The organism is Cellulophaga sp. F20128 (assembly GCF_023015805.1).
Taxonomy (GTDB): domain Bacteria; phylum Bacteroidota; class Bacteroidia; order Flavobacteriales; family Flavobacteriaceae; genus Cellulophaga.
This window is the reverse complement of record NZ_JALKBA010000006.1, coordinates 165,807-189,917: the sequence shown is the minus strand read 5'-3', so window position 1 is coordinate 189,917 and position 24,111 is coordinate 165,807. Positions and strand designations below refer to the sequence as shown.

The following is a 24,111-nucleotide window of genomic DNA, read 5'->3' as shown; positions in this document are numbered from 1 at the left end:
GTCGACAAATATGTGAACAAAATTCCTAAAAAAAAAATCAATTACTATTGAATTTGAAGTTTTTTTTTCGCATGTTGTGCTAACGAAGGTACGAGCCTTAAATATATAATTTTTGTTGGGATATTATGCATAAAAATGAAATTTCTTTTAGAGTAAGATATGGTGAAACAGATCAGATGGGTGTTGTGTACCATGGGAACTATGCACAGTATTTAGAGATGGGAAGATTAAGCTGGTTGCGGGATTTGGATGTGTCTTACAGAGTTATGGAAGATAACGGAATTATATTGCCAGTAATTTCTTTACAAATTGGTTATAAAAAATCTGCTTTGTACGACGATTTAATTACGGTTGTTACCAAATTAAAAAAAACACCTTCTGTTAAGATAGAATTTGATTACGAAATTTACAATGAGAAGAAGGAACTTTTGGTTACGGCAAATACGGTTTTGGCCTTTTTAAATAAGGAAACAAAAAGACCTATGAAATGCCCAGATTACGTTTTACAAAAAATTGAGAAGTTTTACGATTTTTAACTTTCAATTTCAATTTCAATTTGCGGTATGGTATTAAAAATATGCCATATCGCATCTGAATTACTTTTCCGTGTAGCAATTTTATAAGTACAGTTTACTTCTAATTTCTGAGAGATTATGTCTAGGTTGTTTTGTTTTATCACCCGCATCACTTTATTTATATCCTTGTATTCAAAAGTTAGTTTGTAGTGCTGTGTTATGATTTTTTGTTTGATGTTAGCTTCGTCTAAGGCCAATTGCGCAGCAGTTCTGTAGGCAGCTATAATTCCGCCAACACCAAGTTTAGTGCCTCCAAAAATTCGGGCAACAGCAATCAGAATATTAGTTACATCATAAGATTGTATTTGCCCGTATATGGGCATTCCGGCAGAATTATTGGGTTCGCCGTCATCATTTGCCCTGTACTGTTTGGTGTCTGTCCCTAATTGCCAGGCGTAACATACATGGTTGGCATTATGGTGTTTTTTTTTTAGCTGATCAATAATTGCTTTTACGTCTGCCTCTTCTGTAATAGGAAAAGCATAACCGAAAAATTTACTTTTCCTGTCCTTGTACAGTATTTCTGCAGATGGCTTGTCTATAGTATTGTATGTGTCTTCCTTTTTCTGCATTAATACAAAGTCATTAATAAAATGCTGATCACGGCAAGCGTAATGCCTAGCCAATTTTTTAGGCTTAGTTTTTCTTTAAACAGTAAAATGCCTATTAGGGTGGTAAAAAGCACAATAGACACATTGTTTATCGTAAAAACGGTTGAACTATTAAATACACTCCCTCTTAAAGCTTTAATTAGGAAATATATAGAGAAATAGTTGGGGATTCCCAACGATATGCCAGCAATGATGTTTTTTATATTTAGTTGTAATGGGTGTTTATGAGCTCTTGAAAGTACATAAAGAACACCCGATACCCCGGCGGATAAAAAAACGATAGATGAGAATAAAGGAATTTCTATTTCGGGCACATGTGCTTCTTCTAAATATTTAATACTAGCATCTATAGCGCCAGAGCCCAAGAATACCAAAAAAGGAAGGAGGAGTGCCTTTACTTTAAAAATAGTATTAGTTTCCTTAATAGATGCCAAATATACCGAGCTTAATGCTAAAACAATACCGATGACTTTAAATGCACTCAATTTTTCATCGTAAAAATAAACACCTAATATTACTGGAACAACCAAGGACATTTTAGTAGCAACGGAAGCGACAGATACACCAAATCTCTGGGATGTTTTTGCCATAATGTTGAAAACTAGGATAAACAACACTCCCAAAAAAGCAGTGCCCAAAAACCATGGCTTTTCAGGGATACTAGAAGGTATTATTTCTTCATTGTAAAAGAATAGTCCAACACTACAGGCTACAAAATAATTTACAATAATAGCGTATAACGTCTGCACTTTATAAGTGTCAAACAACTTAAAAATTATAAAAATTAAACTTGAAAAAAGGACACTTAGCGCTAAGGAAATCATACCGGTATTTTAGAGTTTAGGTCCATAATATCCTCTATACCAACCCTGAGGTTCCAAGTGTGTATTCCCAATGTTTTAGCTGCCTCAGTATTTTCTTTGGTGTCATCAATAAATAAGCTTTCGGTTGCTGTTAAATTGTTTGTGTCAAGGACAAATTCATAAATATCCACATTGGGTTTTCTAAAATGAATTTCATGGGATAAATAGAATTTTTCAAAACAATTTTTAAACCGTTCGTACCGAGAAGTACCCATATTTTGGATCGCTTTTTCAATGTGCAAAGCATTGGTGTTGCTTAATAAAAACAAGCGGTATTTTTTTTCTTTGGCAAGTGCTTCTAGAAACAATAGGCGCTCCTCAGGAACGTCTAAAATGATTTTATTCCAAGCGGCTATTAATTGACTTTCTGTCGCTTTGGGTACTATTACATTCGTTTTTTTTACAAAATCATCAGTGTGTAACAGTCCTTTTTCATAAGCGTGCATCAGTTTTTCTAAATCGTTACTTAGTCCTGTAAAGCCATAATTCTTTAAGGCTGTTGCAGTTGCAGATTTGTCCAGGTCAATAAAGATATCACCAAAATCAAAAATAATGTTTTTAATCATTTGAGTATGTGGTTAAAGTGTCTTTGCCATAACAGTTTTTACTACTTATTTTACCTGTAAACAATGGAGCTTTAATACCCTTTATAAAGTTAGAAGTCCCCTTAAAGATTCGTGCTTCATCCCACAGATTTGCCGCAATAAAAGTCGTTAAAGTTTGGGTGCCTCCTTCTACAATAAGGCTAAGTATATTGTGTTTGTAACATACATTGCAAAGTTGCTGAGCTACATTGCTCTTAAAATCTATTTCTTCATAAATAACACCCTTAATAGCGCTATTTTTATTCGCCTTGGAGGTAATGATTATGGTTTTTACTGTCTTATTAAAAATAGCATGGGTACTGTTAATTCTTAAATTGGGGTCTAATACAATTCGTATTGGTGGTTTTCCATACCAATTTCTAACATCTAATTTGGGGTTGTCAGCAATAACGGTATTGGTGCCAATTAATATTCCCTGTTCTTCACTTCTCCATTGGTGAACTAATTGGCGGGCTTTGTTTGAAGTTATCCAAAACGGTTCTGCCTTTAAATTTCTTTGGTCATTGGTCGGCGCAATATAACCATCGTTCGTTTCTGCCCATTTCAATATAACGTACGGTCTTTTTTTCTCGTGGAAACATAAAAATCGTTTGTGATGTATCCGACATTCTTTTTCTAATACCCCAGAAACAACGGTGCAACCCGCATCTTTTAATTTTTGAATGCCTGCGCCAGCAACTTTTTTATGTGGATCCATTAGACCTATAATAACATTTGGTATTTTGTGTTTTATAATGAGGTCTGCGCAAGGTGGTGTTTTTCCATAATGAGCGCAAGGTTCTAATGTAACATAGATGGTTGCCTTTGTTAAAAGCGATTTGTCGTGTACCGAATTAATTGCATTTACTTCGGCATGTGGACCACCATAAGGAGATGTATATCCTTCTCCAATTATAGTTTCGTTATACACAATGACAGCACCAACCATTGGATTTGGGAATGTAGTTCCCAAACCGTTTTTGGCAATTTGTATACAACGTAAAATGTATTTTTCTTGTATCTTCACCTCGCAAAAATAGAACAATAATAAGATATAGTATTTGTTAAATGGATAATGTAAGTATTCGCCCCATACTACAAAAGGATAATGCAGCAGTTGCTAGGGTGATTCGGGGTGTTTTAGAAGATTTAGGTGTGCCCAAAGTAGGGACAGCTTATGCAGATAAGGCACTAGATAAAATGTATGAAAATTACAACGTACCAAAAGCTACATACTTTGTGGTAGTCCATAATGGTGTTATTAAAGGATGTGCTGGTATTGCACAATTAGAAAATTATGAGGGCAAAGTATGTGAGCTTCAGAAAATGTATTTTTTAGAAGATGTCAGAGGAAAAGGTTTGGGGCGTAAAATGATGGAGGTTTGTATCGCTAAAGCAAGTGAGTATGGTTTTCAGAAATGCTATATAGAAACGATGCCTTATATGAAAGAAGCTCAAAATCTATATAAAAAATCAGGTTTTGTTACTCTTGATGCACCCATGGGAAATACTGGTCATTATTCTTGTCCGGTTTGGATGCTTCGAGAATTGTAGCGTTGTAAATAATTGAATATAACCTGTTTAATAGGTTAATCTAAATAGTTAGTTTATAAAATGTTATTGAGAGCGATAAAAAATATTTATCACCAAGAATTGGATGCTTTGTATCCTGTAGAAGAAGTAAATAGTTTTTTCTATATGACGATAGAGCACTATCTTAAATTAGAGCGATTTATTCTTGCGTTACAACCGGAATTTATGCTTTCGAAGGAAGAAGAAACTCCTTTGTTTGCTACGATTGAAAAATTGAAACAAGAAATACCAATTCAGTATATTTTGGGAACGGCTCATTTTATGGATCTAGATTTTGCAGTAAATTCCAAGGTGTTAATTCCTAGGCCAGAAACGGAAGAATTGGTGCGTTGGATAGTAGAAGATGTTACCCCTAGTGCAAGTGTCAGTATATTAGATATTGGTACGGGTAGTGGTTGTATTGCCATTTCTTTGGCGAAAAATTTACCCAATGCTTCCCTTTATGCGTTGGATGTATCAGAAGAAGCTCTCGTTGTTGCCCAAAAAAATACCGAAGCAAATCATACTATTGTTACATTTTTGAAGGATGATATTCTCAAGGAACCAAACCTTCAACAAAAATTTGATATCATCGTTTCTAATCCGCCTTATGTAAGAATGTTGGAAAAAGAACAAATGGCAGATAACGTTTTGAATCACGAACCTAGTTTGGCACTTTTTGTTTCCGATGAGAATCCGCTGTTGTTCTACAAGGCCATAACTAATTTTGCAGGGAAACACTTAAAAGAAAATGGGAGTTTGTATTTTGAAACCAATCAGTATTTAGGAAAAGAAACTCAAGCGCTTTTAGCGCATCAAAATTTTTCAGAGATAGAACTTCGAAAGGATATCTATGGGAATGATCGGATGTTGAAAGGGAAAATTAAATTAAAAAGTATACACAAATAGAAATCTAGGGAATAAGAATTTCTTTTGTTTGAAATTGAAATATTACAATAAAAATGTCTGTACAGGAAAAAATAGAAGCATTGCGACTCGAATTACGTCAGCACAATCATAATTATTATGTGTTGGATAATGCTACCATCTCTGATTATGAATTTGATGTAAAATTAAAAGAACTACAGGATTTAGAAGAACAGCATCCAGAGTTTTATGATGCGAATTCTCCTACTTTGCGAGTTGGGGGGCAAATCACCAAGAATTTTAATACTGTGGTGCACGAGCACAGAATGTATTCGCTAGATAACTCTTATTCCCAAGAAGATTTGATGGACTGGGAAAAGAGGATTGAGAAAATATTGGGCGACTCTAATGTGGAATTTACTTGTGAATTAAAATATGATGGAGCTTCTATTAGTTTAACTTATGAGGAGGGCCAACTTGTTCGTGCAGTGACTCGTGGTGATGGTTTTCAAGGCGATGAAGTGACAACAAACATTAAGACCATAAAATCGGTACCCTTACAGTTACACGGAGATTTTCCAGCAAAATTTGATATTCGAGGCGAAATTGTATTGCCTTTTGATGGGTTTCATAAAATGAATGAAGAGCGTATTGCCAATGGTGAAGACCCGTATATGAACCCAAGGAATACAGCTTCAGGTAGTTTAAAACTACAAGACAGTGCATTGGTGGCTCAACGCCCTTTAGAGTGTTTGTTGTATGGGGTAGTTGGAGAAAATACGGGTATTACGTCCCAGTTTCAAATGTTAGAAAAAGCGCGCGAATGGGGTTTTAAAGTACCTACAGTTGCTAAACTATGTAAAAGTGTAGCTGAAGTGATGGCTTTTGTGGCACATTGGGATGTACATCGGCATCAGTTGCCCTATGAAACAGATGGGGTTGTTGTTAAGGTAAATTTATTGCGCCATCAAGAGGAACTAGGGTATACTGCAAAGTCGCCCCGTTGGGCTATGGCGTATAAGTTTAAAGCAGAACAAGTTACTACGGTATTGAATGAAATTACCTATCAAGTAGGAAGAACAGGGGCCATTACCCCGGTGGCAAACCTGGAACCAGTATTGTTGGCGGGTACCACCGTAAAAAGGGCATCCTTACACAATGCAGATCAGATTGAAAAGTTAGACATTAGAGAGGGAGACACTGTTTTTGTTGAAAAGGGAGGAGAGATTATCCCCAAAATTGTTGGGGTAAATAGGGACTTACGGCCTCAAGACTCAGAAGTAACCCAGTATATAACAGAATGTCCCGAATGCCACACCCCATTGGTTCGTTCCGCAGGTGATGCCAAGCATTTCTGTCCTAATGAATATGGCTGTCCGCCTCAAATAACTGGTAAAATTCAGCATTTTATATCCAGAAAAGCCATGGATATTGATGGGTTGGGGAGTGAAACTGTGGAGTTGTTATTTAAAGAGGGCTTGGTGACAAATTATGCCGATTTGTATGCGCTTAGTGTGGAGCAAATTCTACCTTTAGAACGAATGGCCGAGAAATCTGCTGTAAATTTAGTCCAAGGTGTGGCTAAATCTGTAGAGGTGCCGTTTGAGCGTGTTCTATTTGCTTTAGGAATTCGTTTTGTAGGTGAAACGGTAGCTAAAAAATTGGCAAAGGCTTATAAGAATATAGACGCCTTAATGTATGCCTCTGCACTAGAATTGGCAACTGTAGATGAAATTGGGGAGCGTATAGCGACTAGCGTTGTTGACTTTTTTCAAAATGAAACAAATTTGGAAAGTATCAATAGGTTGAAAAGTTATGGACTGCAGTTTGAGTTATCTGCTGATAAATTATTAAACCAGACTGAAAAACTTAAGGGACAAACCTTTGTTGTTTCGGGTGTTTTTGAAATGAGTAGGGATGATCTTAAAAAAATGATTGAAGATAATGGCGGTAAGGTGGGGTCTTCTATTTCATCTAAGACTGCGTTTTTGGTTGCAGGTGATAAAATGGGGCCAAGCAAGCGAACTAAAGCTGAAAATTTAAAAGTGCCTATCATTACAGAGCAAGAGTTTTTAGATAGTTTAACCTAACTCGATTTCTCAGAACCTAAAAAATTAAAATGGATTATTTTGTAATTTCAGCAATACTAGTGTTTATTTCGGCCATTTTTGGTTACATAAACGTACGCTTCCTAAAACTGCCTAATACCATTGGGCTGATGCTAATAACCATTGTCTTTACCTTGGTTGTATTTGCTATAAGTTACTTTGATTCTACCTTATTGGATGCTGAGCGGTTTATTATTTCACAAATTGATTTTAAATCGGTTTTATTGGATATTATGCTAAGTTTCTTGCTTTTTGCTGGTGCTTTACACACCAATTTTGAGCAGTTAAAAGTGCAAAGATGGCCTATTTTTGTTTTTGCGACCTTGGGGGTGCTAGTTTCTACATTTTTAGTTGGAACCGCTGTTTTCTTTCTGCTTCAACTCTTCGGATTTTCGGTAGAATTTATATATTGTTTGCTATTTGGAGCCTTAATTTCACCTACAGATCCTATTGCTGTTCTGGGTATTTTGAAAAAAGCAGGAGTTCCTAAAAACTTGGAAACTAAAATTGTTGGAGAATCGCTTTTTAATGACGGTGTTGGCGTCGTTGTTTTTTTAACTATTTATCAATTTGCTTCTTCCGGAGCAACAGAAACTACGGCCTTGGATGTTTTGGAACTATTTGGCGTTGAGGTGTTGGGAGGTATAGCTTTTGGTCTGCTTTTAGGATGGTTAACCTATCGTTTTATGAAATCTATAGATGATTACGATATAGAGGTAATTATAACGTTGGCAACGGTAATGGTGGGTACTGTTGTAGCTCAAAAATTGCATTTATCCGCACCGCTTGCAATGGTAACCGCAGGTTTGGTTGTTGGTAATGATACCGTTCGGGATAGTGCAATGTCTGCAACTACTGAAAATTACGTAGACAAATTCTGGGAACTTATAGACATTCTCCTAAACAATGTGCTTTTTGTGTTAATAGGAATGGAAATGCTTGTGTTATCATTTCAAGGTGAATTTATCTTGATAGGGATAGTGACTATTCCAATTGTATTAATGTGCCGGTATTTATCATTAATGGCACCCATAAACTTTTTTAAAAACAAACTAGATTTTGTGCCCAAAACCAATTTAATCATGACCTGGGGAGGGTTGCGAGGGGGTATTTCTATTGCCTTGGCTTTGGGATTGACCCAAGAAATGCACAGAGACTTGTTTTTAGTAATTACATATATAGTAGTTGTCTTTTCAATACTGGTTCAAGGCTTAACCGTTGGTGCATTGGTTAAGAAAGTAGAGAAAAGGAAATTAGGTTAATTTACTTAGTACAATTTTCACAATATGTATTTCTTAAATAATCATCTTCCAATAATTGAAAAGTTACACCACCATCATTAGACGGATTGAACAAGCGACAAAATTTTTCTTTATTCATATTTAAGGCATTGAGCATAATAGTTCTGTAATCTGGGGTTTGTGTTAATTCGGTATCAATTAAAGTTAAGTTAATATAGTAAAATAGCAGATTTTCATCAACTTCTATGCTTTTTACTTTGTCCTCCAAAATCTTAATAGCTTTAGAGTGGTTAGAGTAATAGGATAAATATTGTGCTAGACTTAGGTAGTCATAATCTGTTAAAGGAACACTTTTGTAGTTTTCATAGATGTAAGCAACAGATTTGTCTTTATTGATATAATCTCTTTTTTGCATTAACAACTCGCTTTTAGTAATATGAAAATTTACCATCATCCGCTTTATTAATGGTGCTTTTATATCGAAGTTTTTTAATTCGAGTATTTCTTTTTTTAGCGTTTCTTCTTTAATCGGCAGGGCCTTAAAACGCCATAGTTGTATTTTAGCAGCTATTAAATTGTATTGAATTCTAGGGTCTTTAGGGCTTAAATTAGAAAGCTCTAAAAAATCATTGTAAGAAATAAGTAATTGCTTTATATCCATTAATGCTCTAAATGCAGAGTTTTTGTTAAAAATTTGAACGAATTTAAGCTGTTTTGGAACAATCATTTTTTGCAGAAAATCTGGGTTTTTCTCTTTTCCTTTTAGCCTTTCAAATAAAGAATTTTGAATTGCTAAGGCATTGTCTAAATTATCTTCTATAATGGTTTTGTTAAAGGTTGACATAAGTTCGTCAGCTGTCATTTTATTATAGGGATCCTTTTTTTCTAGCTCTAATGAAATGATTGCTTTTCTGTGGTTTTTTAAATACTTTTCGAGGTCAGAAGCAGATCCATTGGCAAGCTTAGATTTTATTTGGGCTTTACTTAATTCTTTGTAATTTTCATACTCGGTGCCAGTAATGTCATTTAAAAATTCGACCCAGTTTTCAGATGAATTAACTTCAGTTACAATGGTAGGTTGTTGAAATGATTGCATGGCACTAACAATACTATTCGCTCTTTGTTCTTGTAATTCAATATTTCGTTCTAGATTACCTTCTATGGAGGAGTAGGCTCTAATATGTATTTTTTTAATATTGAAATCTGTTAATCGTAAAGAATCATACAACGGTTTGATGTCTTCTTGAGAATATTCAGATTTATTTTTTTGAAAGGGTATTTTAAATTTTAAGGTCTTATACTTTAAAGTATAACTCTCTTGGTCTAGTTTAACTCTTAATTTAGTTTTATAGGTCAAAGAATCTAAATAGAATCCCATATCTAACAATTCCCATTGATACGATTTTATATCATAGATGTTATAGTACAAGCATAGGTTTTTATTGCTTAAGAATAGAATATTAAACTCTAAGTCTTTGCCTATTAAATCCGATGGAATGCTGCCAAGCCTTACTTTGAACATTCCTTTTTCATCCTGTTTTAATATTTTGTGTAAAGCACTTGAGTAAACCGGTTTTAATAAGTGTCCTTTAATTTGGGATTTTTCAATTTCATCCTCTGAACAATTGTAACGATCTTTACTAACAATATCAACTGCTAAGCCATCACCAGCATTTTTAAATAACTGTTGAAACCATTCTTTACTGTTAGTTTGAAAAAAAAGCGTATTGTTTTCATCTTTTACTATTGAGAAACCAACCTCTTTTGGTCTTTGGTTAAATAGTTGAATGTATTTTTGACAGACTGCACCCCTATTGGCGTTCGGGAATTCAATATCGAAATAGTGCTGCGCAAAGGCTGAAAAAACCGAGCAAGTGGCAATGATTAGGAGAATTGTTTTTTTGTACATGGTCTTTTTTTTATAATCAAGTTTTATTTCTATTAAATTAGCTGTTATGTTTTTTAATAGTTACCACAACCGATTTTGAAGTAGGAGTGTTGCTGTGATCGGCCGTACTTTTAATAGGGACCAAAACATTGGTTTCAGGAAAATAGGTGGCTATACATTGTTGCGGAATGTTATAAGCTACTAGGATGAATTTTTTAGCAATCCTTATGGTGTCATCGGCAACATTGTATAAGTCTACAACAGCACCTTCCGCTAGGTTTAACTTTGCGATATCCCTGGGGTTTATAAAAACAACACGTCTTTCGTTGTAAACCCCTCGGTACCTATCATTTAAACCGTAAATGGTGGTGTTAAATTGATCGTGACTACGCACTGTCATCATTAAAAATTCATCAGCCTGTAAGGGAATAGAGGTTACGCTAGAAACGGTAAAGTTCGCTTTGCCAGTTGCAGTGTTGTAATCGTTGTTTCGTGGGCCATTTGGCAAATAAAATCCTCCTGGTTCCCGAACTCTTTTATTGAAATCGTTAAAACCTGGAATACATGCTTCAATATGGTCTCTAATGGCATCGTAATTGTTTTCAAATAGGGACCAAGAAACTTTTGAGTTGGGGAGGGTTTCTTTTGCCAAGCGGCAGACTAATTGTGGTTCGCTTAATAATTTATCAGAAATAGGGTTTAGGCTACCCTTAGAGCTATGAACTACACCCATAGAGTTTTCTACGGTAACAAATTGAAGTTCGCCGCCACTCCTATCTTTATCCGTTCTACCCAAACAGGGTAAAATTAGGGCTTCTTTACCGTGAATTAGGTGACTTCTGTTGAGCTTGGTAGATACTTGCACTGTTAAGTTGCAGTTTTGTAAAGCCTTTGCAGTAAAAAGCGTGTCTGGCGTGGCCGATAAAAAATTACCCCCCATCCCAAAGAATACTTTTGCCTTATTGCTGTGCATTGCTTCTATACTTTGCACCGTGTCAAAACCGTTTTCTTGAGGTGGGAGAAACCCAAAAACTGCTTCTATTTTATGAAGTAAATCTTTGGGAGGTTTTTCGTAAATACCCATAGTACGATCGCCTTGTACATTGCTATGCCCGCGAACAGGGCATGTGCCTGCACCTTCTTTGCCAATACTGCCTTTTAAAAGTAAGAGGTTTACGATTTCTTTAATCGTATTCACTGAGTTTTTGTGTTGGGTTAGTCCCATTGCCCAGCAGGCAATTATTTTTTTCTTTTCCGATAGTAAGGCAACCACGACTTTTAATTGTGCTAGGGATATGCCACAAGCCTCAATTAAAGTGTTTAGGTCTAAACTTCGGATATGACTTAGGTATTCTTCAACACCATTAGTTTTTAGATTGATAAAATCCCAATCAAAAACAGAATGTGCTATCGCATCTTCTTTTTCTAGTAGTAATTTGGTTAAGGCCTGTAGTAAGGCCATATCACCATTTAACTTAACTTGAAGATAAAGGTCTGTTAGCTTGGCAGAGATCCCGAGGGCACCTTTTAGTTTTTGTGGATTTCTAAAATTTAACAAGCCCGTTTCAATAATTGGATTAATAGCAATTATTGTGGCACCATTTTCCTTGGCTTTTTGCAAGGCAGATAGCATTCTTGGGTGGTTTGTTCCTGGGTTCTGACCCAAAATAAGAATGACCTCCGTTTTGTAAAAACCAGCCAGGGTTACAGTTCCTTTACCAATACCAAGGGTTTCTGTTAGGGCCACACCGCTACTTTCGTGACACATATTGCTGCAATCTGGCAAATTGTTGGTTCCGTATTCCCTTACAAACAATTGGTATAAAAATGCAGCTTCATTGCTGGTTCTTCCAGAGGTGTAGAAAATTGCTTCGTTGGGAGAGTCTAATGCATTTAAATGCTTGGCCGTTAATTTAAAGGCGTCTTCCCAAGAAATCTCTTTATAATGTGTGCCTCCTTTTGGTACGTACATGGGTTGGGCAATTCTTCCTTTCTTGCCAATTTCATAATCGGATAAATTAGAAAGTTCTACAATGCTATTTTTGGTAAAAAAATCGGGCGTTAATTTTTTTGTTGTGGCTTCTTCAGCAATTGCCTTCGCGCCATTTTCACAGTATTCTGCAATTGCACTGCGTTCATCATCTGGATCTGGCCAAGCGCAGCCAGGGCAATCGATACCGTCTTTTTGATTGAGGTTTGCTAAAGCTTTTAGTCCGCGAGCAATTCCCATTTCGCTAAAAACGTGCTTGGCAGAAGAGATAACAGCAGGGATGCCAGCCGCTACTTTTTTTGGTTCGCTAGTGTTTAGTCCTGTGAATTTCTCTGGTGTTTCAGGATTTGGAAGGATGGTTTTTTTAGTTTTAGCCATTCTTTTTTTTTGCTAAAGGGTTGGGGTAATTGTCAGATTCATCTTCCCCGCGTTCATCCAAGCAGGTAAAATCTTTTTCAATTAAGATGGCTAGGGTAGTCTTGTCATCTAAAATAAGGGTGTTTTCTAAGCCTATGACAGTATTTGTGTCCCAGTTGGCAAGCATGGCTTCAGGAACCTGTACGGTAATTGTGTTCTCAACAAAATGAGCCGTAATACGGCTTAGTTCCGATTTTTTTATGAGGTAGGTAAAGGTGCTGGTGTTAAAATTTGTAGTTTCTATTACGCTACCCTTACTACATAAGGCAGTAACCTCAGAACGAGTTAGTCTATATCTAATAGTGTTGCCTTTTATTCTTATTTTCAATGGCCTTCGGTTGTGATTAATACCTCAATTTACTCAAAAATAAGGTTTTCTACCCTCTTTTCTCCACAATAAATATTGAATTTGTCTTTTGTTAAAAAACCGATGAGCGTTATGTCAAATTCAGTTGCTAATTCTACGGCAAGGCTAGATGGCGCACCAACTGCCATTATAAATTGAATGCCTGCCATAGCGGCTTTTTGTATGAGCTCAAAACTTGCCCTACCACTTAAAAGTAGCAGATGTTTGGATAAAGGCATTAAGTTTTCTGTAAGTGCATGGCCAATTAACTTGTCTAATGCATTGTGTCTACCAACGTCTTCCCTTAAGAAGAGTAAGTCTCCTTCTAATGAGAACAAGGCAGCCGCATGTAAACCTCCGGTAGATTCAAAAACCTCTTGTGCCACTCTTAATTTAGCAGGTAAATCTTGTATGCATGTGCTATCTACTTTAAAACGCTCCTTTTTGGTATCAATGGTACACACTGTTTTTATGGAATCAATACTCGCTTTTCCGCAAACCCCACAGCTACTGCTTGTGTAAAAATTCCGATCTAAAGTGCTGAGGTCAATTTGGGAATCATTTTTAAGAAAGAGGTTAATTTTGTTTTCTGATGGTATAATTTGGGTTACCGCGGTATGGACTGAGATTATTCCTTCTGTAAACAAAAAACCAAGGGCTAAATTGGCGTCATTATTTGGGGTACGCATAGTAATGGATATATTTTTGTTGAGGACAGCCGGGGTGGCAGTAGGGATACTTATGCTTATTTCTAAAGGTTCTTCAATTGCTAAAAAATCGCTTACTAACCTTTTTTTTGCCTTATTAACTTTTATTATTTTCCTAGTTGTTATAGCGGTTGTGTCCATTGGCTTATGAGTGTTTTGTTATATTTATAACAAAATGTTGTATATTTAATAGTATCTTGCTGCCTATCTTTGCGTTAAATTGTGGTAGATAATAATTACATTTGTGTAAATGTAAAAGTACATGTTTTTAAAAGGCATTAAAGATAAATTTAAGCGTAAAGCAGGATTAAAATACCTCAATCAGAGCAAGAAGAATAAAGTAGCTTGTTCAAGGGTTAATAAGGGGGTGCGTAAAATAGGCTGTATTGTAGATTTAGACAGGGTAAAAGACGCCGCGATGTTTAATCAGTTTATTACGGAGTTTTCTTTACAGCCAAACGGGTTAAAAATTATTGGCTATAAAAAGGAACAAGACAAGAATTCACCCTATGCTACACCAGTTTTTTCGGAGAATGATTTGGGTTGGGGCGGTAAGATTGTGAATAGTTACGCATTAGAGTTTTTAAGTAAAGAGTATGATATACTCATAAGTTATTATACGGATGATAATTTGGTATTGCAATTAATGACGTTGCAATCTAAGGCTAGAATTAAAGTAGGCTTTGGGGAGATTGACAAAAATTTAAATGATTTAATCTTGAATACACCAATAACGGATTTTAACATTTTTAAAAATGAACTGAGAAAGTATCTTTCAGTTTTAGGGGAGATTAAATAGGGTCTAGGGTATAACTAGGTTCTTTAGTGATAATATTAAAGATTAAACAAGTGAAGGAATTGGTTGGTACTGGCGTTGCACTTATTACGCCTTTTAAAGAAGATTTATCTGTAGATGTTACAGCCTTAAGGAATATTGTTGAGTATACTATTTCTAATGGAGTAAATTATTTAGTGGTACTTGGAACTACAGGAGAACCAGCTACGTTAACCTCAAATGAAAAGCAATTGGTGATCGACACTGTTGTATCTGTGAATGCAGGGAGATTACCTTTGGTTCTGGGAGTGGGTGGCAACAATACTATGGCGGTTGTAGCCGAATTAAAAGAGAGGGATTTAAGCGATTTTGTTGCAATACTATCGGTGTCACCATACTACAATAGACCAACTCAAGAAGGCATTTATCAGCATTTTAAAGCCATTTCTGCAGCTTCACCTAAACCTGTTATCGTTTATAATGTCCCTGGCAGGACTGGTAGTAATATGACCGCCGATACAACACTTAGATTGGCCAAAGACTGTAGCAATATAATTGCAATAAAGGAAGCTAGTGGTGATATGGTTCAAATTCTATCCATTTTAAAAGAGAAACCCACAGATTTTATGGTTATCTCTGGGGATGATGCTACCGCACTTGCTACGGTTTTAGCGGGAGGATCGGGAGTTATATCTGTAATTGGACAGGGTATACCAGCAGAGTTTTCTAAAATGATAGCGGTGGGTCTAGAAGATAGAGCAGCGGCAGCACAGCAATTGTACCAAGCAATGCATGAGGGAATTGACTTGATTTTCAGAGAGGGAAATCCAGCGGGGATAAAAGCAATCTTTGAAAATCTGAATCTTGCATCAGCTAAGGTGAGGCTCCCTTTAATTGAGGCTTCTGACGATTTAAAGTCGAAACTAAATGCATATATGAACAACTTTAAAAAAGAGCTAGTTTAGATTTATTTGCCCGTTTAAATGGATTTTAAGTTAAAACTTAGCCAAAAACTTCGTTCAACTATTTTCACATTACTATTTTAGCACTATAAAAATGTTTTTTATATCCGTATAGAATCACTAATTTTGCAAAATGTTTTTAAGAATGAAGAAATTAATACCCCTTTTGACGTTAGTAGTAGTGTTGGTTTCATGTAATGAGTACCAACAAGCTCTAAAAAATGAAGAAGTAAAGGTCAAGTATGAGCTCGCTGAAAAGTTTTATAATGATGGCGATTTTAAAAGAGCTAATCGTTTGTTTGAGCAAATAGCGCCAAAATATGTTGGAAAGCCACAAGGAGAACGTGTTATGTTCTTTTTTGCGAATACCTACTATGAAATAGGACAGTACAACGATGCTGGTTACCAATTTGAGCGATTTTTAAAAGCATATCCTCGAAGTGAAAAAGCACAAGAAGCTTCATTTATGAGTGCTAAGAGCTATTATCACTTGTCTCCCGTGTATTCCTTAGACCAAACAGATACGGACAAAGCCCTATTAAAGTTGCAAAACTTTATTAATACCTACCCAGATTCTGAATATTTAGCTGCTGCCAATGAAATTGCTCAGGAGCTAACAACAAAAAAGGAAAAGAAAGCGTTAGAGATAGGGAAGCAGTTTACCAAACTAGGAGAATTTTATACCTTAGAACATTCTATTTCAGCCATAAAGGCTTTAGATAACTTTGTTATAGATAATCCAGGATCGGTATATAGAGAAGATGCTTTGTATTACAAGACAGCTGCAGCATCTAACTTGGCATTAAACAGTACCCCTCGAAAAAAAGAAGGGCGTTTAAAGGATGCAAAAACCGCTTACAATACATTACTAAAATATTTTCCTGATACCAAGTACGCTAAAAAGGCCGATAACCTTGTGGAAAAGATTGATAAAGAATTAGAAAATTACACAAAATAAATATATTTAAGCTATGAATATGAACGATTTGAAAAATTCAAAGGCAGATGTATCTACAACAACCATTAATAAAAATGAGTTTGATGCAGCTACAGGTAACATATATGAAGCAATTTCAATAGTTTCTAAAAGAGCAATTCAGATTAATGCTGATATTAAAAAAGAGCTTTTAGAAAAATTAGAAGAATTTGCAACGTACAATGATAGTTTGGATGAGGTTTTTGAAAACAAAGAGCAAATAGAGGTTTCTAAGTTTTACGAAAAACTTCCTAAGCCACATGCTTTGGCAGTAACAGAGTGGTTAGAAGATAGAATATACCATAGGAATACAGCGAAAGACTTATAGAAATGCTAAGTGGTAAAAATATTCTTTTAGGAATTACTGGGGGAATAGCCGCATATAAAACAACATTTCTTGTTCGTTTACTCATAAAAGCTGGCGCTAATGTTAAAGTGATTTTAACAGATAGCGCCAGCTCTTTTGTTTCCCCTCTTACTTTAGCTACCTTGTCTAAAAACCCGGTGGTTTCATCCTTTGTGGCTAATGATGAGGCAGGCACTTCTTGGAACAACCACGTTGAAATGGGGTTGTGGGCAGATCTTATGATTATTGCACCGGCTACAGCCAATACCTTGTCTAAAATGGCGTATGGAAGCTGTGACAACTTATTAATGGCTACCTACCTTTCTGCGAAATGTCCTGTATTTTTTGCGCCAGCAATGGATTTGGATATGTACAAGCATCCATCAACACAAACCTCCTTTGATAAATTATTGTCCTTTGGTAATTTAATGATACCTGTAGGTAGTGGAGAATTAGCAAGTGGATTACATGGTGAAGGTAGAATGGCTGAGCCAGAAGATATTGTTGCTTTTATAAAACAGTTTTTACACAATGGCTTGCCGCTGGAGGGTAAAAAAGTGCTAATTACAGCCGGACCCACCTACGAGGCCATTGATCCTGTTCGGTTTATTGGGAATCACTCTTCGGGGAAAATGGGCTTTGAGTTAGCCAAAGCAGCTGCTAATTCTGGAGCAACTGTAATTTTGATTTCTGGACCTACACATCTGCATCTGGAACATGACCATATAAAGCTTGTAAAAGTTACTTCAGCCGAAGAGATGTATACCGCTGTTCATCACTATTATGGGGCTGTGGATATAGCTATAGGTGCAGCCGCTGTTGCAGATTATAAACCCAAAACAGTAGCAGTTCAGAAAATAAAGAAAAATGATGCAGAATTTCAGATAGAATTGGTGAAAACCAAAGATATTTTGTACTCCTTAGGACAAGAAAAAAAGCATCAGTTTTTAGTGGGTTTTGCCTTAGAAACGGAAAATGAGGTTGAAAACGCTTCTAAAAAGTTGAAAAAGAAGAATTTAGACCTTATTGTATTAAATTCTTTGAATGATACAGGAGCTGGTTTTGGTAAATCGACCAATAAAATTACCATCATAGATAAGAATTTGGATATAAAAACGTTTGAACTAAAGACCAAGGCAGATGTTGCTTTAGATATCATAAACGAAATTATCTTAAAAATCAATGTATAGACTCGTACTCGCACTTTTTTGTTTGGCTATTTTCACCCCAGCGAATGCTCAAGAACTGAACTGTACGGTAACCATAAACTCAGATCAAGTTGGTCAGACAAATCAGCAAGTTTTTAAGACTTTAGAACGTTCGCTTAATGATTTCATGAATAAGACCAAATGGTCTAATCGCATCTACAAAGATCAGGAGCGCGTTAATGCAAGGATGTTTATCACGGTCTCAGAATACGAGTCAAATAGATTTACAGCAGATATTCAAATACAATCGTCTAGGCCTGTTTTTAACACCTCCTACGAAACCCCAATCTTTAATTACAAGGACAATCAGTTTAATTTCTTTTACATAGAGTTTCAGCCGGTTGTATTTAGTGAAAATACATTCGATTCTAACCTGGTAGGAGTATTGTCTTATTATGCATATGTTATGCTTGGTTTAGACGCTGATACGTTTGCCTTAGAAGGAGGAACCGAGTATTTTAAAAAAGCACAAGCTATTGTTACGCAAGCGCAGGGGAATAATTCTGCAGGATGGAGTAAATCTGCAAGTGAGCGGACTCGTTTTGAATTGGTAGATAATATTTTATCAAATACCTATCGAGAGTTTAGAGTGGCAATGTATAATTACCATAGAAAAGGTATGGATGTGTTGGCAGATAACAATAGTTCGGGTAAGCAAGTGGTTTCTGGTTCAATCCGACTTTTAGGGACTATGGCAAAGCGGAGACCGAATGCCTTTTTGTTGCAGACTTTTTTTGATGCTAAATCCGAAGAAATTGTAAATGTTTTTTCAGACGGCCCTAAAATGGATGTTGTAAAATTAAAAGAAACTTTAAATAGTGCCGCTCCATTTTATTCCAGTACTTGGAATAAAATAAAATATTAACCTGCACTTCCTTTTATATTATATTTATATTTGATGTAATCTTTAATTACGCAAATTGTTAGTATCACTTTCTATAAAAAATTACGCTTTAATAGACCATTTACATGTGTCTTTTACCAATGGTTTTACTGTTATTACAGGGGAAACTGGCGCTGGTAAATCTATTTTATTAGGTGGATTGGCATTGGTGTTAGGGAAACGTGCAGATTTGTCATCGCTCAGAGATGAAGAACAAAAGTGTGTCATTGAGGCCGACTTTTCAATTGCCAAATATGATCTTATCTCTTTTTTTAAGGAAAATGACCTAGACTATGAGGAAAACACCATTATTAGGCGCGAGATATTACCGAGTGGTAAATCGAGAGCATTTATAAACGATTCTCCTGTAAATTTATCGGTATTGTCTGCCTTAGGTGACAGTTTAATTGATGTGCATTCGCAGAATCAAACGGCACAATTGGGGGATAATGCCTATCAATTTAAAGTTATAGACGGATTAGCTGCCAATGGAGATCTATTGCGAGAATATGCCAATGATTGGGTGCTTTTAAAAAAAGAAAGCAAAGCCTTGGAAAAATTAATTCAAGCAAAACAAGAAGGAATAAAAGAGCACGACTACAATACCTTTTTGTTGCAAGAATTAGAAAATGCCCCATTAAAGGAGGGTATACTAGAAGAATTGGAAGAGCAATATGAGCAGTTAAATAATGTAGAAAACATTATGGAACAGCTGTCTAAAGGGCATCAACTATTGTCTGATGAGCAAATTGGCATATTGCATCTGTTGGTAGAATTGAAACAAGTTTCAAGTAAATTGGCAGGATATGGAAGTCAATTTTCGGCCTTAAACGACCGTGTACAGTCGGTTTATATAGAGGTCGATGATATTTTTGAAGAATTAGGGAGGTTAGAGAATAAAATAGAGGCAAGCCCTAAAGTATTGGAAGAAGTAAATACAAAGTTGCAGTTGTTGTATGATTTACAAAAGAAGCACAGTGTATTGGAGATAGCAGAATTGATCCGAATTAAGGAAGAAATAGCAGTTAAAGTAGATGCTACTGAAAACATAGATGCGACTATTAAAGAAAAGGAGCTCGTAGTAAAAGCGAAAGAAAAATCGTTAAACAATTTGTGTGCAACGATATCAAAACGCAGAAAGGGAATTATACCCGAGTTAAAACAGCAGTTAGAGACAATTTTGGGAGCCTTGGGAATGCCGAGTGCGGTTTTTAAGATTGAAATCAATGAGACCTCAAATTTTGTGTACAATGGCAAGGATGAGCTGGTGTTTCAATTTTCTGCCAATAAGGGATCTGCTTTTGGTGAATTAAGAAAAGTGGCTTCTGGCGGCGAACTTTCGCGGATCATGTTGGCTATAAAAGCAGTTTTAGCAAAGTATGAACACCTACCTACCTTGATGTTTGATGAGATCGATACTGGGGTATCTGGAGAAATATCAAACAAAATGGGAAGTATTATGCAGGAAATGAGCGAAACGATGCAAATTTTCTCGATTACACACTTGCCTCAAGTAGCATCCAAAGGGAATCATCATTTTAAAGTGTATAAAGAGGATAAGGATAACGTAACCCATACCAAAATGAAACAACTTTCTGCAGCGGATAGGGTCGTAGAATTGGCAGAGATGTTAGGAGGTAAAGATTTATCAGATTCGGCCATTGCACATGCAAAACAGTTGCTAAACTAGGGGTGTAGTTTTCGTTTTTTTTTGAATATCTTTACGGTCTTATAATTACCAAAAGAAATAGCAAATGGCATACAATTTATTAAAAGGAAAAAGAGGTATTATTTTTGGAGCATTGGATGAAAATTCAATAGCTTGGAAAACAGCAGAAAGAGTACATGCAGAAGGTGGTACTTTTGTGTTGACAAATGCGCCTATCGCAATGCGTATGGGGCAAATTAATGAATTAGCAGCGAAGACAGGTTCAGAAATTATTCCTGCAGATGCAACAAGTGAAGAAGATTTAAATAATTTGGTGGCTAAGGCTACTGAGATTTTAGGAGGTAAATTGGATTTTGTACTGCATTCTATTGGAATGTCTGTCAACGTAAGAAAAGGGCGTGCCTATACCGATGAGAAATATGATTTCACAGCCAAAGGTTGGGATGTTTCAGCACTGTCTTTTCATAAGGTTATGCAAAGTTTATACAAAGCTGATGCTATGAACCAATGGGGGAGTATTGTTGCTTTAACCTATATGGCTGCACAGCGAACCTTTCCAGATTATAATGATATGGCAGATAATAAAGCTTATTTAGAGTCTGTTGCCCGTAGTTTTGGCTATTTCTTTGGAAAAGAAAAACAAGTACGCGTAAATACAATTTCTCAGTCTCCAACGCCTACAACAGCAGGGCAAGGGGTTAAGGGGTTTGGAGGTTTTATTGAATATGCAGACAAAATGTCTCCCTTAGGAAACGCAACGGCTCAAGATTGTGCAGATTATACAGTGTCTTTGTTTTCAGATTTGACAAAAAAAGTAACGATGCAAAACTTATTCCATGACGGTGGTTTTTCTAATACTGGCGTAAGTCAAGAAGTTATTGAGCGATTTACAGAAGAATAAATGATTATAAATAGGTAAAAGCCATCCTTTTATGGGTGGCTTTTATGTTTACAGTAATAAGAAATGGATTTTTTATTTTCTTTTATAGTTCCGGTATATAATAGGCCTAATGAAATTAGGGAGTTGCTAGAAAGTCTGGAAAAACAAACCTATGCGAAGCCTTTTGAAATTGTAATAATCGAAGATGGTTCTACAATTAGTTCAGAAGAGGAGGTTGCGCGTTTTTCAGAATTGCCTATAACGTATTATAAAAAAGAAAACTCTGGTCCGGGCGATTCTAGAAATTATGGAATGGGTAAGGCCAAAGGGAATTACTTTATAGTACTAGACTCAGATTGTATTTTGCCTCCTCATTATTTGGAAACTGCAGAAAAATCCCTACAAACGGAGTATGTCGATTGTTACGGGGGCCCCGATGCAGCACATGCCTCTTTTTCTACGGTGCAAAAAGCCATTAACTACGCCATGACGTCTTTTTGGACCACCGGTGGTATTCGCGGCGGTAAAAAGTCAGTGAATAAGTTTCAGCCTCGTAGTTTTAATATGGGTATATCAAAAATAGCTTTTGAAAAAACAGGAGGTTATGGTAATATTCATCCCGGGGAAGACCCAGATCTTACGATACGGATCTGGGACAATGGGTTTGCTACCAAACTTATTCCGGAAGCTTACGTATATCACAAACGCAGAATAGATTGGAATAAGTTTTATACGCAGGTTCATAAATTTGGAATGGTGCGTCCTATCTTAAACAAATGGCATCCTGAAACTGCTAAGGTTACCTATTGGTTTCCAGCTTTATTTTGCTTTGGGTTTCTAGGGGCTTTAGTTGCTCTTTTAATAGGATTTCCTTGGTTTATGTATGCTTATGGGGTGTATTTTGGAGGTATTTTTATTGACTCTTTGTTGAAAAATAAAAAATTAGCCATAGCCTTGCTATCTGTAGTAGCGGTTGGCATACAATTTGTTGGCTATGGGTATGGATTTATTAAATCCACCCTTGTTTTAGCTGCAAGTAAAAGGACAGCCCAAGAATTATTTCCTAAGTTATTTTTTAAAGCGTGATTTTGATAAAAAAAATAAAAAATGGTCTAAATAGAAGAAAAGTAAAAATATTTTTACTCTTCGTTTTGTGCGCAACATTGGCTTGGTTTGTGAGTAATTTATCGGAGACGTATACTGCAAATACTACATTTAATCTAAACTATATTAATGTTCCTGATAGTCTTTTTTTTACAAATAATTCCTCAAAAAAAGAAGTACAGGTGATATTGCGTACCAGCGGTTTTAATTTTTTAGGTTTTAATTTTAATAGAAAAGATATCAATGTGGATTTGTCTGACATTGAAAACGAAAACAACAGTTACTTTTTACGGCAATCAGTTTTTAGAAAGCAAATAGAGAGTCAATTACCTAACTATGAGATGCTTGTGTCTGTTGATCTAAAAAAGGATTTGCTTGTGGATTTGTATAAATCCTACACTGTTGAAGTACCTATTGATGCAAACGTGACCCTAGATTTAGAACAAAACCACATGTTGGAAAACGAACTAAAAATCACACCCAATTCCATAACTATTTCAGGGCCTAAAAGTGAGATTGATACGATAAAAAGTATCCCTACTGAAACTTTAAACTTTTCTGATGTGGCTGATAGTTTTGAGGAAACGGTGGGTTTGGTGCTTCCTTCCAATTTAAAGAGTTCTAAGTTTTCTGCGAAGGCTGTAGTGGTTTCTGGAAATGTGTTTCGATTCTCAGAAAAAATGATTGAACTGGCGGTAGAAGTGGTGAACATCAAAGAAGGAATGGATATACGAACCTTTCCCAATAAAGTTGCAGTGTTGTGTAAGGCTAAGGTAGATGTGCTCAAAGGTATTGGGGCGGCAGATTTTAGTCTAGTGGCAGACTTTAATACGTATACTGAAGGAGATTTACCGGTTTTAAAACTAAAGGTGGTAAAACAGCCTAAAGGCCTATATAGCGTAAAGCTCACTGAATATGAAGTTGAATTTATATTGAATAGAAAATGATGATCGTTGGTTTAACCGGGGGAATAGGAAGCGGAAAAAGTACTGTAGCTAAAATGTTTACCGAATTGGGAATCCCTGTGTATGATTCTGATGGTGAAGCAAAGCGAGTTATGAATGCATCGAAGAAAGTAAAAAAAGCAATTATTGAGTTGCTTGGGGCAGGAGCATATACTGGTGATGAGTTAAATAGAAGGTATGTGGCCTCGAAAGTTTTTACAGATGAAACAGTCTTACAAAAATTGAATGACATCGTGCATCCAGCAGTACGAAAACATTTCCTACAATGGACAAAAAAGCAAGATGCTCCTTATGTTATCCAAGAAAGTGCTATCATTTTTGAAAATAAGAACCAAGATTTTTATGATACCATAGTTTTAATTACTGCACCCTTAGAAGACCGCATCCAAAGAATCATAAAAAGAGATCAAACTACAAGAGAAAATGTACTTTCTCGTATCGCAAATCAACTTTCTGACGATGAAAAAGAAAATTTATCAGATTTTATGTTAATAAATGAAGATATTGCAATTACAAGGTTAAAAACAAAAGAAATACACGATAAATTAATTCAAAACTCGAAATTAATTTGAAA

The 24,111-nt window shown here is 35.9% G+C and carries 24 protein-coding genes; 16 read left to right on the top strand and 8 right to left on the bottom strand.

The window, feature by feature from the left end; genetic code table 11:
* Nucleotides 1–125 precede the first annotated feature (125 nt).
* The gene (locus MWU65_RS08435) at nt 126–536 is read left to right on the top strand and encodes a thioesterase family protein (protein WP_247076951.1); all 411 of its coding nucleotides are present in this window, start codon (nt 126–128) and stop codon (nt 534–536) included.
* Here MWU65_RS08435 and MWU65_RS08430 read toward each other — a convergent pair.
* Genes MWU65_RS08430 through ribD form a run of 4 tightly spaced genes read right to left on the bottom strand, consistent with a single transcriptional unit; the run spans nt 533 to nt 3,660 of the window.
* Entirely contained in the window at nt 533–1,147 is a 615-nt protein-coding gene (locus MWU65_RS08430) for a YigZ family protein (protein ID WP_247076949.1), read from the bottom strand. The two genes, MWU65_RS08435 and MWU65_RS08430, sit on opposite strands and share 4 nt — an antisense overlap.
* Nucleotides 1,147–2,010 (bottom strand): DMT family transporter, encoded by an 864-nt coding sequence (locus tag MWU65_RS08425; RefSeq protein WP_247076947.1) that lies wholly within the window; start codon nt 2,008–2,010, stop codon nt 1,147–1,149. The genes MWU65_RS08430 and MWU65_RS08425 overlap by 1 nt, the downstream gene beginning before the upstream one ends.
* Nucleotides 2,007–2,615, bottom strand: coding sequence for an HAD family phosphatase (locus MWU65_RS08420; protein WP_247076945.1), 609 nt, complete (start codon nt 2,613–2,615; stop codon nt 2,007–2,009). Before MWU65_RS08420 ends, MWU65_RS08425 begins: the two co-directional genes overlap by 4 nt.
* Entirely contained in the window at nt 2,608–3,660 is a 1,053-nt protein-coding gene (ribD, locus tag MWU65_RS08415; protein WP_247076943.1) for a bifunctional diaminohydroxyphosphoribosylaminopyrimidine deaminase/5-amino-6-(5-phosphoribosylamino)uracil reductase RibD, read from the bottom strand. The genes MWU65_RS08420 and ribD overlap by 8 nt, the downstream gene beginning before the upstream one ends.
* A 41-nt stretch (nt 3,661–3,701) precedes the next feature.
* On the opposite strand from ribD, the gene MWU65_RS08410 reads away from it, so the two are divergent.
* The 4 genes from MWU65_RS08410 to MWU65_RS08395 are packed head-to-tail and all read left to right on the top strand — an operon-like array spanning nt 3,702 to nt 8,442.
* Nucleotides 3,702–4,187 carry a GNAT family N-acetyltransferase gene (locus MWU65_RS08410; RefSeq protein WP_247076941.1) on the top strand — a complete coding sequence of 162 codons (486 nt, stop codon included), beginning with the start codon at nt 3,702–3,704 and terminating at the stop codon, nt 4,185–4,187.
* A 60-nt stretch (nt 4,188–4,247) separates the two neighbouring features.
* A complete protein-coding gene (gene prmC / locus MWU65_RS08405) occupies nt 4,248–5,114 on the top strand; it encodes a peptide chain release factor N(5)-glutamine methyltransferase (protein ID WP_247076939.1) in 867 nt (288 codons plus the stop codon).
* A gap of 53 nt (nt 5,115–5,167) precedes the next feature.
* Nucleotides 5,168–7,162: an NAD-dependent DNA ligase LigA gene (gene ligA, locus MWU65_RS08400; protein WP_247076937.1), complete on the top strand. Its 1,995-nt coding sequence runs from the start codon at nt 5,168–5,170 to the stop codon at nt 7,160–7,162.
* A gap of 29 nt (nt 7,163–7,191) precedes the next feature.
* Nucleotides 7,192–8,442: a sodium:proton antiporter gene (locus tag MWU65_RS08395; protein WP_247076935.1), complete on the top strand. Its 1,251-nt coding sequence runs from the start codon at nt 7,192–7,194 to the stop codon at nt 8,440–8,442.
* A 1-nt stretch (nt 8,443) separates the two neighbouring features.
* Here the strand turns inward: MWU65_RS08395 and MWU65_RS08390 are convergent, their stop codons facing one another.
* Genes MWU65_RS08390 through fdhD form a run of 4 tightly spaced genes read right to left on the bottom strand, consistent with a single transcriptional unit; the run spans nt 8,444 to nt 13,910 of the window.
* Entirely contained in the window at nt 8,444–10,330 is a 1,887-nt protein-coding gene (locus MWU65_RS08390) for a hypothetical protein (RefSeq protein WP_247076933.1), read from the bottom strand.
* A 37-nt stretch (nt 10,331–10,367) separates the two neighbouring features.
* Nucleotides 10,368–12,677 carry an FdhF/YdeP family oxidoreductase gene (locus MWU65_RS08385; RefSeq protein WP_247076931.1) on the bottom strand — a complete coding sequence of 770 codons (2,310 nt, stop codon included), beginning with the start codon at nt 12,675–12,677 and terminating at the stop codon, nt 10,368–10,370.
* Nucleotides 12,670–13,044, bottom strand: a complete 375-nt coding sequence (locus MWU65_RS08380; RefSeq protein ID WP_247076929.1) for a hypothetical protein — start codon at nt 13,042–13,044, stop codon at nt 12,670–12,672. Before MWU65_RS08380 ends, MWU65_RS08385 begins: the two co-directional genes overlap by 8 nt.
* 29 nt (nt 13,045–13,073) lie before the next feature.
* Nucleotides 13,074–13,910 (bottom strand): formate dehydrogenase accessory sulfurtransferase FdhD, encoded by an 837-nt coding sequence (gene fdhD, locus MWU65_RS08375; RefSeq protein WP_247076927.1) that lies wholly within the window; start codon nt 13,908–13,910, stop codon nt 13,074–13,076.
* 121 nt (nt 13,911–14,031) lie between these two features.
* On the opposite strand from fdhD, the gene MWU65_RS08370 reads away from it, so the two are divergent.
* The 11 genes from MWU65_RS08370 to coaE all read left to right on the top strand — a co-directional run bounded on the left by MWU65_RS08370 (nt 14,032) and on the right by coaE (nt 24,109).
* Entirely contained in the window at nt 14,032–14,568 is a 537-nt protein-coding gene (locus tag MWU65_RS08370; RefSeq protein ID WP_247076925.1) for a hypothetical protein, read from the top strand.
* Between the two features lie 50 nt (nt 14,569–14,618).
* Nucleotides 14,619–15,509 carry a 4-hydroxy-tetrahydrodipicolinate synthase gene (gene dapA / locus MWU65_RS08365; protein ID WP_247077030.1) on the top strand — a complete coding sequence of 297 codons (891 nt, stop codon included), beginning with the start codon at nt 14,619–14,621 and terminating at the stop codon, nt 15,507–15,509.
* Nucleotides 15,510–15,651: 142 nt separating this feature from the next.
* Nucleotides 15,652–16,464, top strand: coding sequence for an outer membrane protein assembly factor BamD (gene bamD / locus MWU65_RS08360; protein WP_247076922.1), 813 nt, complete (start codon nt 15,652–15,654; stop codon nt 16,462–16,464).
* 13 nt (nt 16,465–16,477) lie between these two features.
* Nucleotides 16,478–16,810 carry a DNA-directed RNA polymerase subunit omega gene (locus tag MWU65_RS08355; protein ID WP_247076920.1) on the top strand — a complete coding sequence of 111 codons (333 nt, stop codon included), beginning with the start codon at nt 16,478–16,480 and terminating at the stop codon, nt 16,808–16,810.
* A 2-nt stretch (nt 16,811–16,812) separates the two neighbouring features.
* A complete protein-coding gene (coaBC, locus tag MWU65_RS08350; RefSeq protein WP_247076918.1) occupies nt 16,813–18,018 on the top strand; it encodes a bifunctional phosphopantothenoylcysteine decarboxylase/phosphopantothenate--cysteine ligase CoaBC in 1,206 nt (401 codons plus the stop codon).
* Nucleotides 18,011–18,901: a DUF4835 family protein gene (locus MWU65_RS08345; protein WP_247076916.1), complete on the top strand. Its 891-nt coding sequence runs from the start codon at nt 18,011–18,013 to the stop codon at nt 18,899–18,901. Before coaBC ends, MWU65_RS08345 begins: the two co-directional genes overlap by 8 nt.
* Nucleotides 18,902–18,956: 55 nt before the next feature.
* The gene (gene recN / locus MWU65_RS08340) at nt 18,957–20,609 is read left to right on the top strand and encodes a DNA repair protein RecN (RefSeq protein ID WP_247076914.1); all 1,653 of its coding nucleotides are present in this window, start codon (nt 18,957–18,959) and stop codon (nt 20,607–20,609) included.
* A 64-nt stretch (nt 20,610–20,673) separates the two neighbouring features.
* Nucleotides 20,674–21,489 (top strand): SDR family oxidoreductase, encoded by an 816-nt coding sequence (locus MWU65_RS08335; protein WP_247076912.1) that lies wholly within the window; start codon nt 20,674–20,676, stop codon nt 21,487–21,489.
* Between the two features lie 63 nt (nt 21,490–21,552).
* The gene (locus MWU65_RS08330) at nt 21,553–22,554 is read left to right on the top strand and encodes a glycosyltransferase (protein WP_247076910.1); all 1,002 of its coding nucleotides are present in this window, start codon (nt 21,553–21,555) and stop codon (nt 22,552–22,554) included.
* Between the two features lie 2 nt (nt 22,555–22,556).
* Nucleotides 22,557–23,519, top strand: coding sequence for a YbbR-like domain-containing protein (locus tag MWU65_RS08325; protein ID WP_247076909.1), 963 nt, complete (start codon nt 22,557–22,559; stop codon nt 23,517–23,519).
* Nucleotides 23,516–24,109 (top strand): dephospho-CoA kinase, encoded by a 594-nt coding sequence (gene coaE, locus MWU65_RS08320; protein WP_247076907.1) that lies wholly within the window; start codon nt 23,516–23,518, stop codon nt 24,107–24,109. The genes MWU65_RS08325 and coaE overlap by 4 nt, the downstream gene beginning before the upstream one ends.
* Nucleotides 24,110–24,111: the final 2 nt, after the last annotated feature.

What these genes read in the sequence shown, in the direction of transcription:
- MWU65_RS08435 (WP_247076951.1), top strand. Translation starts at nt 126, where the DNA reads ATGCATAAAAATGAAATTTCTTTTAGAGTAAGATATGGTGAAACAGAT.
- MWU65_RS08430 (WP_247076949.1), bottom strand. Translation starts at nt 1,147, where the DNA reads ATGCAGAAAAAGGAAGACACATACAATACTATAGACAAGCCATCTGCA.
- MWU65_RS08425 (WP_247076947.1), bottom strand. Translation starts at nt 2,010, where the DNA reads ATGATTTCCTTAGCGCTAAGTGTCCTTTTTTCAAGTTTAATTTTTATA.
- MWU65_RS08420 (WP_247076945.1), bottom strand. Translation starts at nt 2,615, where the DNA reads ATGATTAAAAACATTATTTTTGATTTTGGTGATATCTTTATTGACCTG.
- MWU65_RS08410 (WP_247076941.1), top strand. Translation starts at nt 3,702, where the DNA reads ATGGATAATGTAAGTATTCGCCCCATACTACAAAAGGATAATGCAGCA.
- prmC (WP_247076939.1), top strand. Translation starts at nt 4,248, where the DNA reads ATGTTATTGAGAGCGATAAAAAATATTTATCACCAAGAATTGGATGCT.
- ligA (WP_247076937.1), top strand. Translation starts at nt 5,168, where the DNA reads ATGTCTGTACAGGAAAAAATAGAAGCATTGCGACTCGAATTACGTCAG.
- MWU65_RS08395 (WP_247076935.1), top strand. Translation starts at nt 7,192, where the DNA reads ATGGATTATTTTGTAATTTCAGCAATACTAGTGTTTATTTCGGCCATT.
- MWU65_RS08390 (WP_247076933.1), bottom strand. Translation starts at nt 10,330, where the DNA reads ATGTACAAAAAAACAATTCTCCTAATCATTGCCACTTGCTCGGTTTTT.
- MWU65_RS08385 (WP_247076931.1), bottom strand. Translation starts at nt 12,677, where the DNA reads ATGGCTAAAACTAAAAAAACCATCCTTCCAAATCCTGAAACACCAGAG.
- fdhD (WP_247076927.1), bottom strand. Translation starts at nt 13,910, where the DNA reads ATGGACACAACCGCTATAACAACTAGGAAAATAATAAAAGTTAATAAG.
- MWU65_RS08370 (WP_247076925.1), top strand. Translation starts at nt 14,032, where the DNA reads ATGTTTTTAAAAGGCATTAAAGATAAATTTAAGCGTAAAGCAGGATTA.
- bamD (WP_247076922.1), top strand. Translation starts at nt 15,652, where the DNA reads ATGAAGAAATTAATACCCCTTTTGACGTTAGTAGTAGTGTTGGTTTCA.
- MWU65_RS08355 (WP_247076920.1), top strand. Translation starts at nt 16,478, where the DNA reads ATGAATATGAACGATTTGAAAAATTCAAAGGCAGATGTATCTACAACA.
- coaBC (WP_247076918.1), top strand. Translation starts at nt 16,813, where the DNA reads ATGCTAAGTGGTAAAAATATTCTTTTAGGAATTACTGGGGGAATAGCC.
- MWU65_RS08345 (WP_247076916.1), top strand. Translation starts at nt 18,011, where the DNA reads ATGTATAGACTCGTACTCGCACTTTTTTGTTTGGCTATTTTCACCCCA.
- MWU65_RS08335 (WP_247076912.1), top strand. Translation starts at nt 20,674, where the DNA reads ATGGCATACAATTTATTAAAAGGAAAAAGAGGTATTATTTTTGGAGCA.
- MWU65_RS08330 (WP_247076910.1), top strand. Translation starts at nt 21,553, where the DNA reads ATGGATTTTTTATTTTCTTTTATAGTTCCGGTATATAATAGGCCTAAT.
- coaE (WP_247076907.1), top strand. Translation starts at nt 23,516, where the DNA reads ATGATGATCGTTGGTTTAACCGGGGGAATAGGAAGCGGAAAAAGTACT.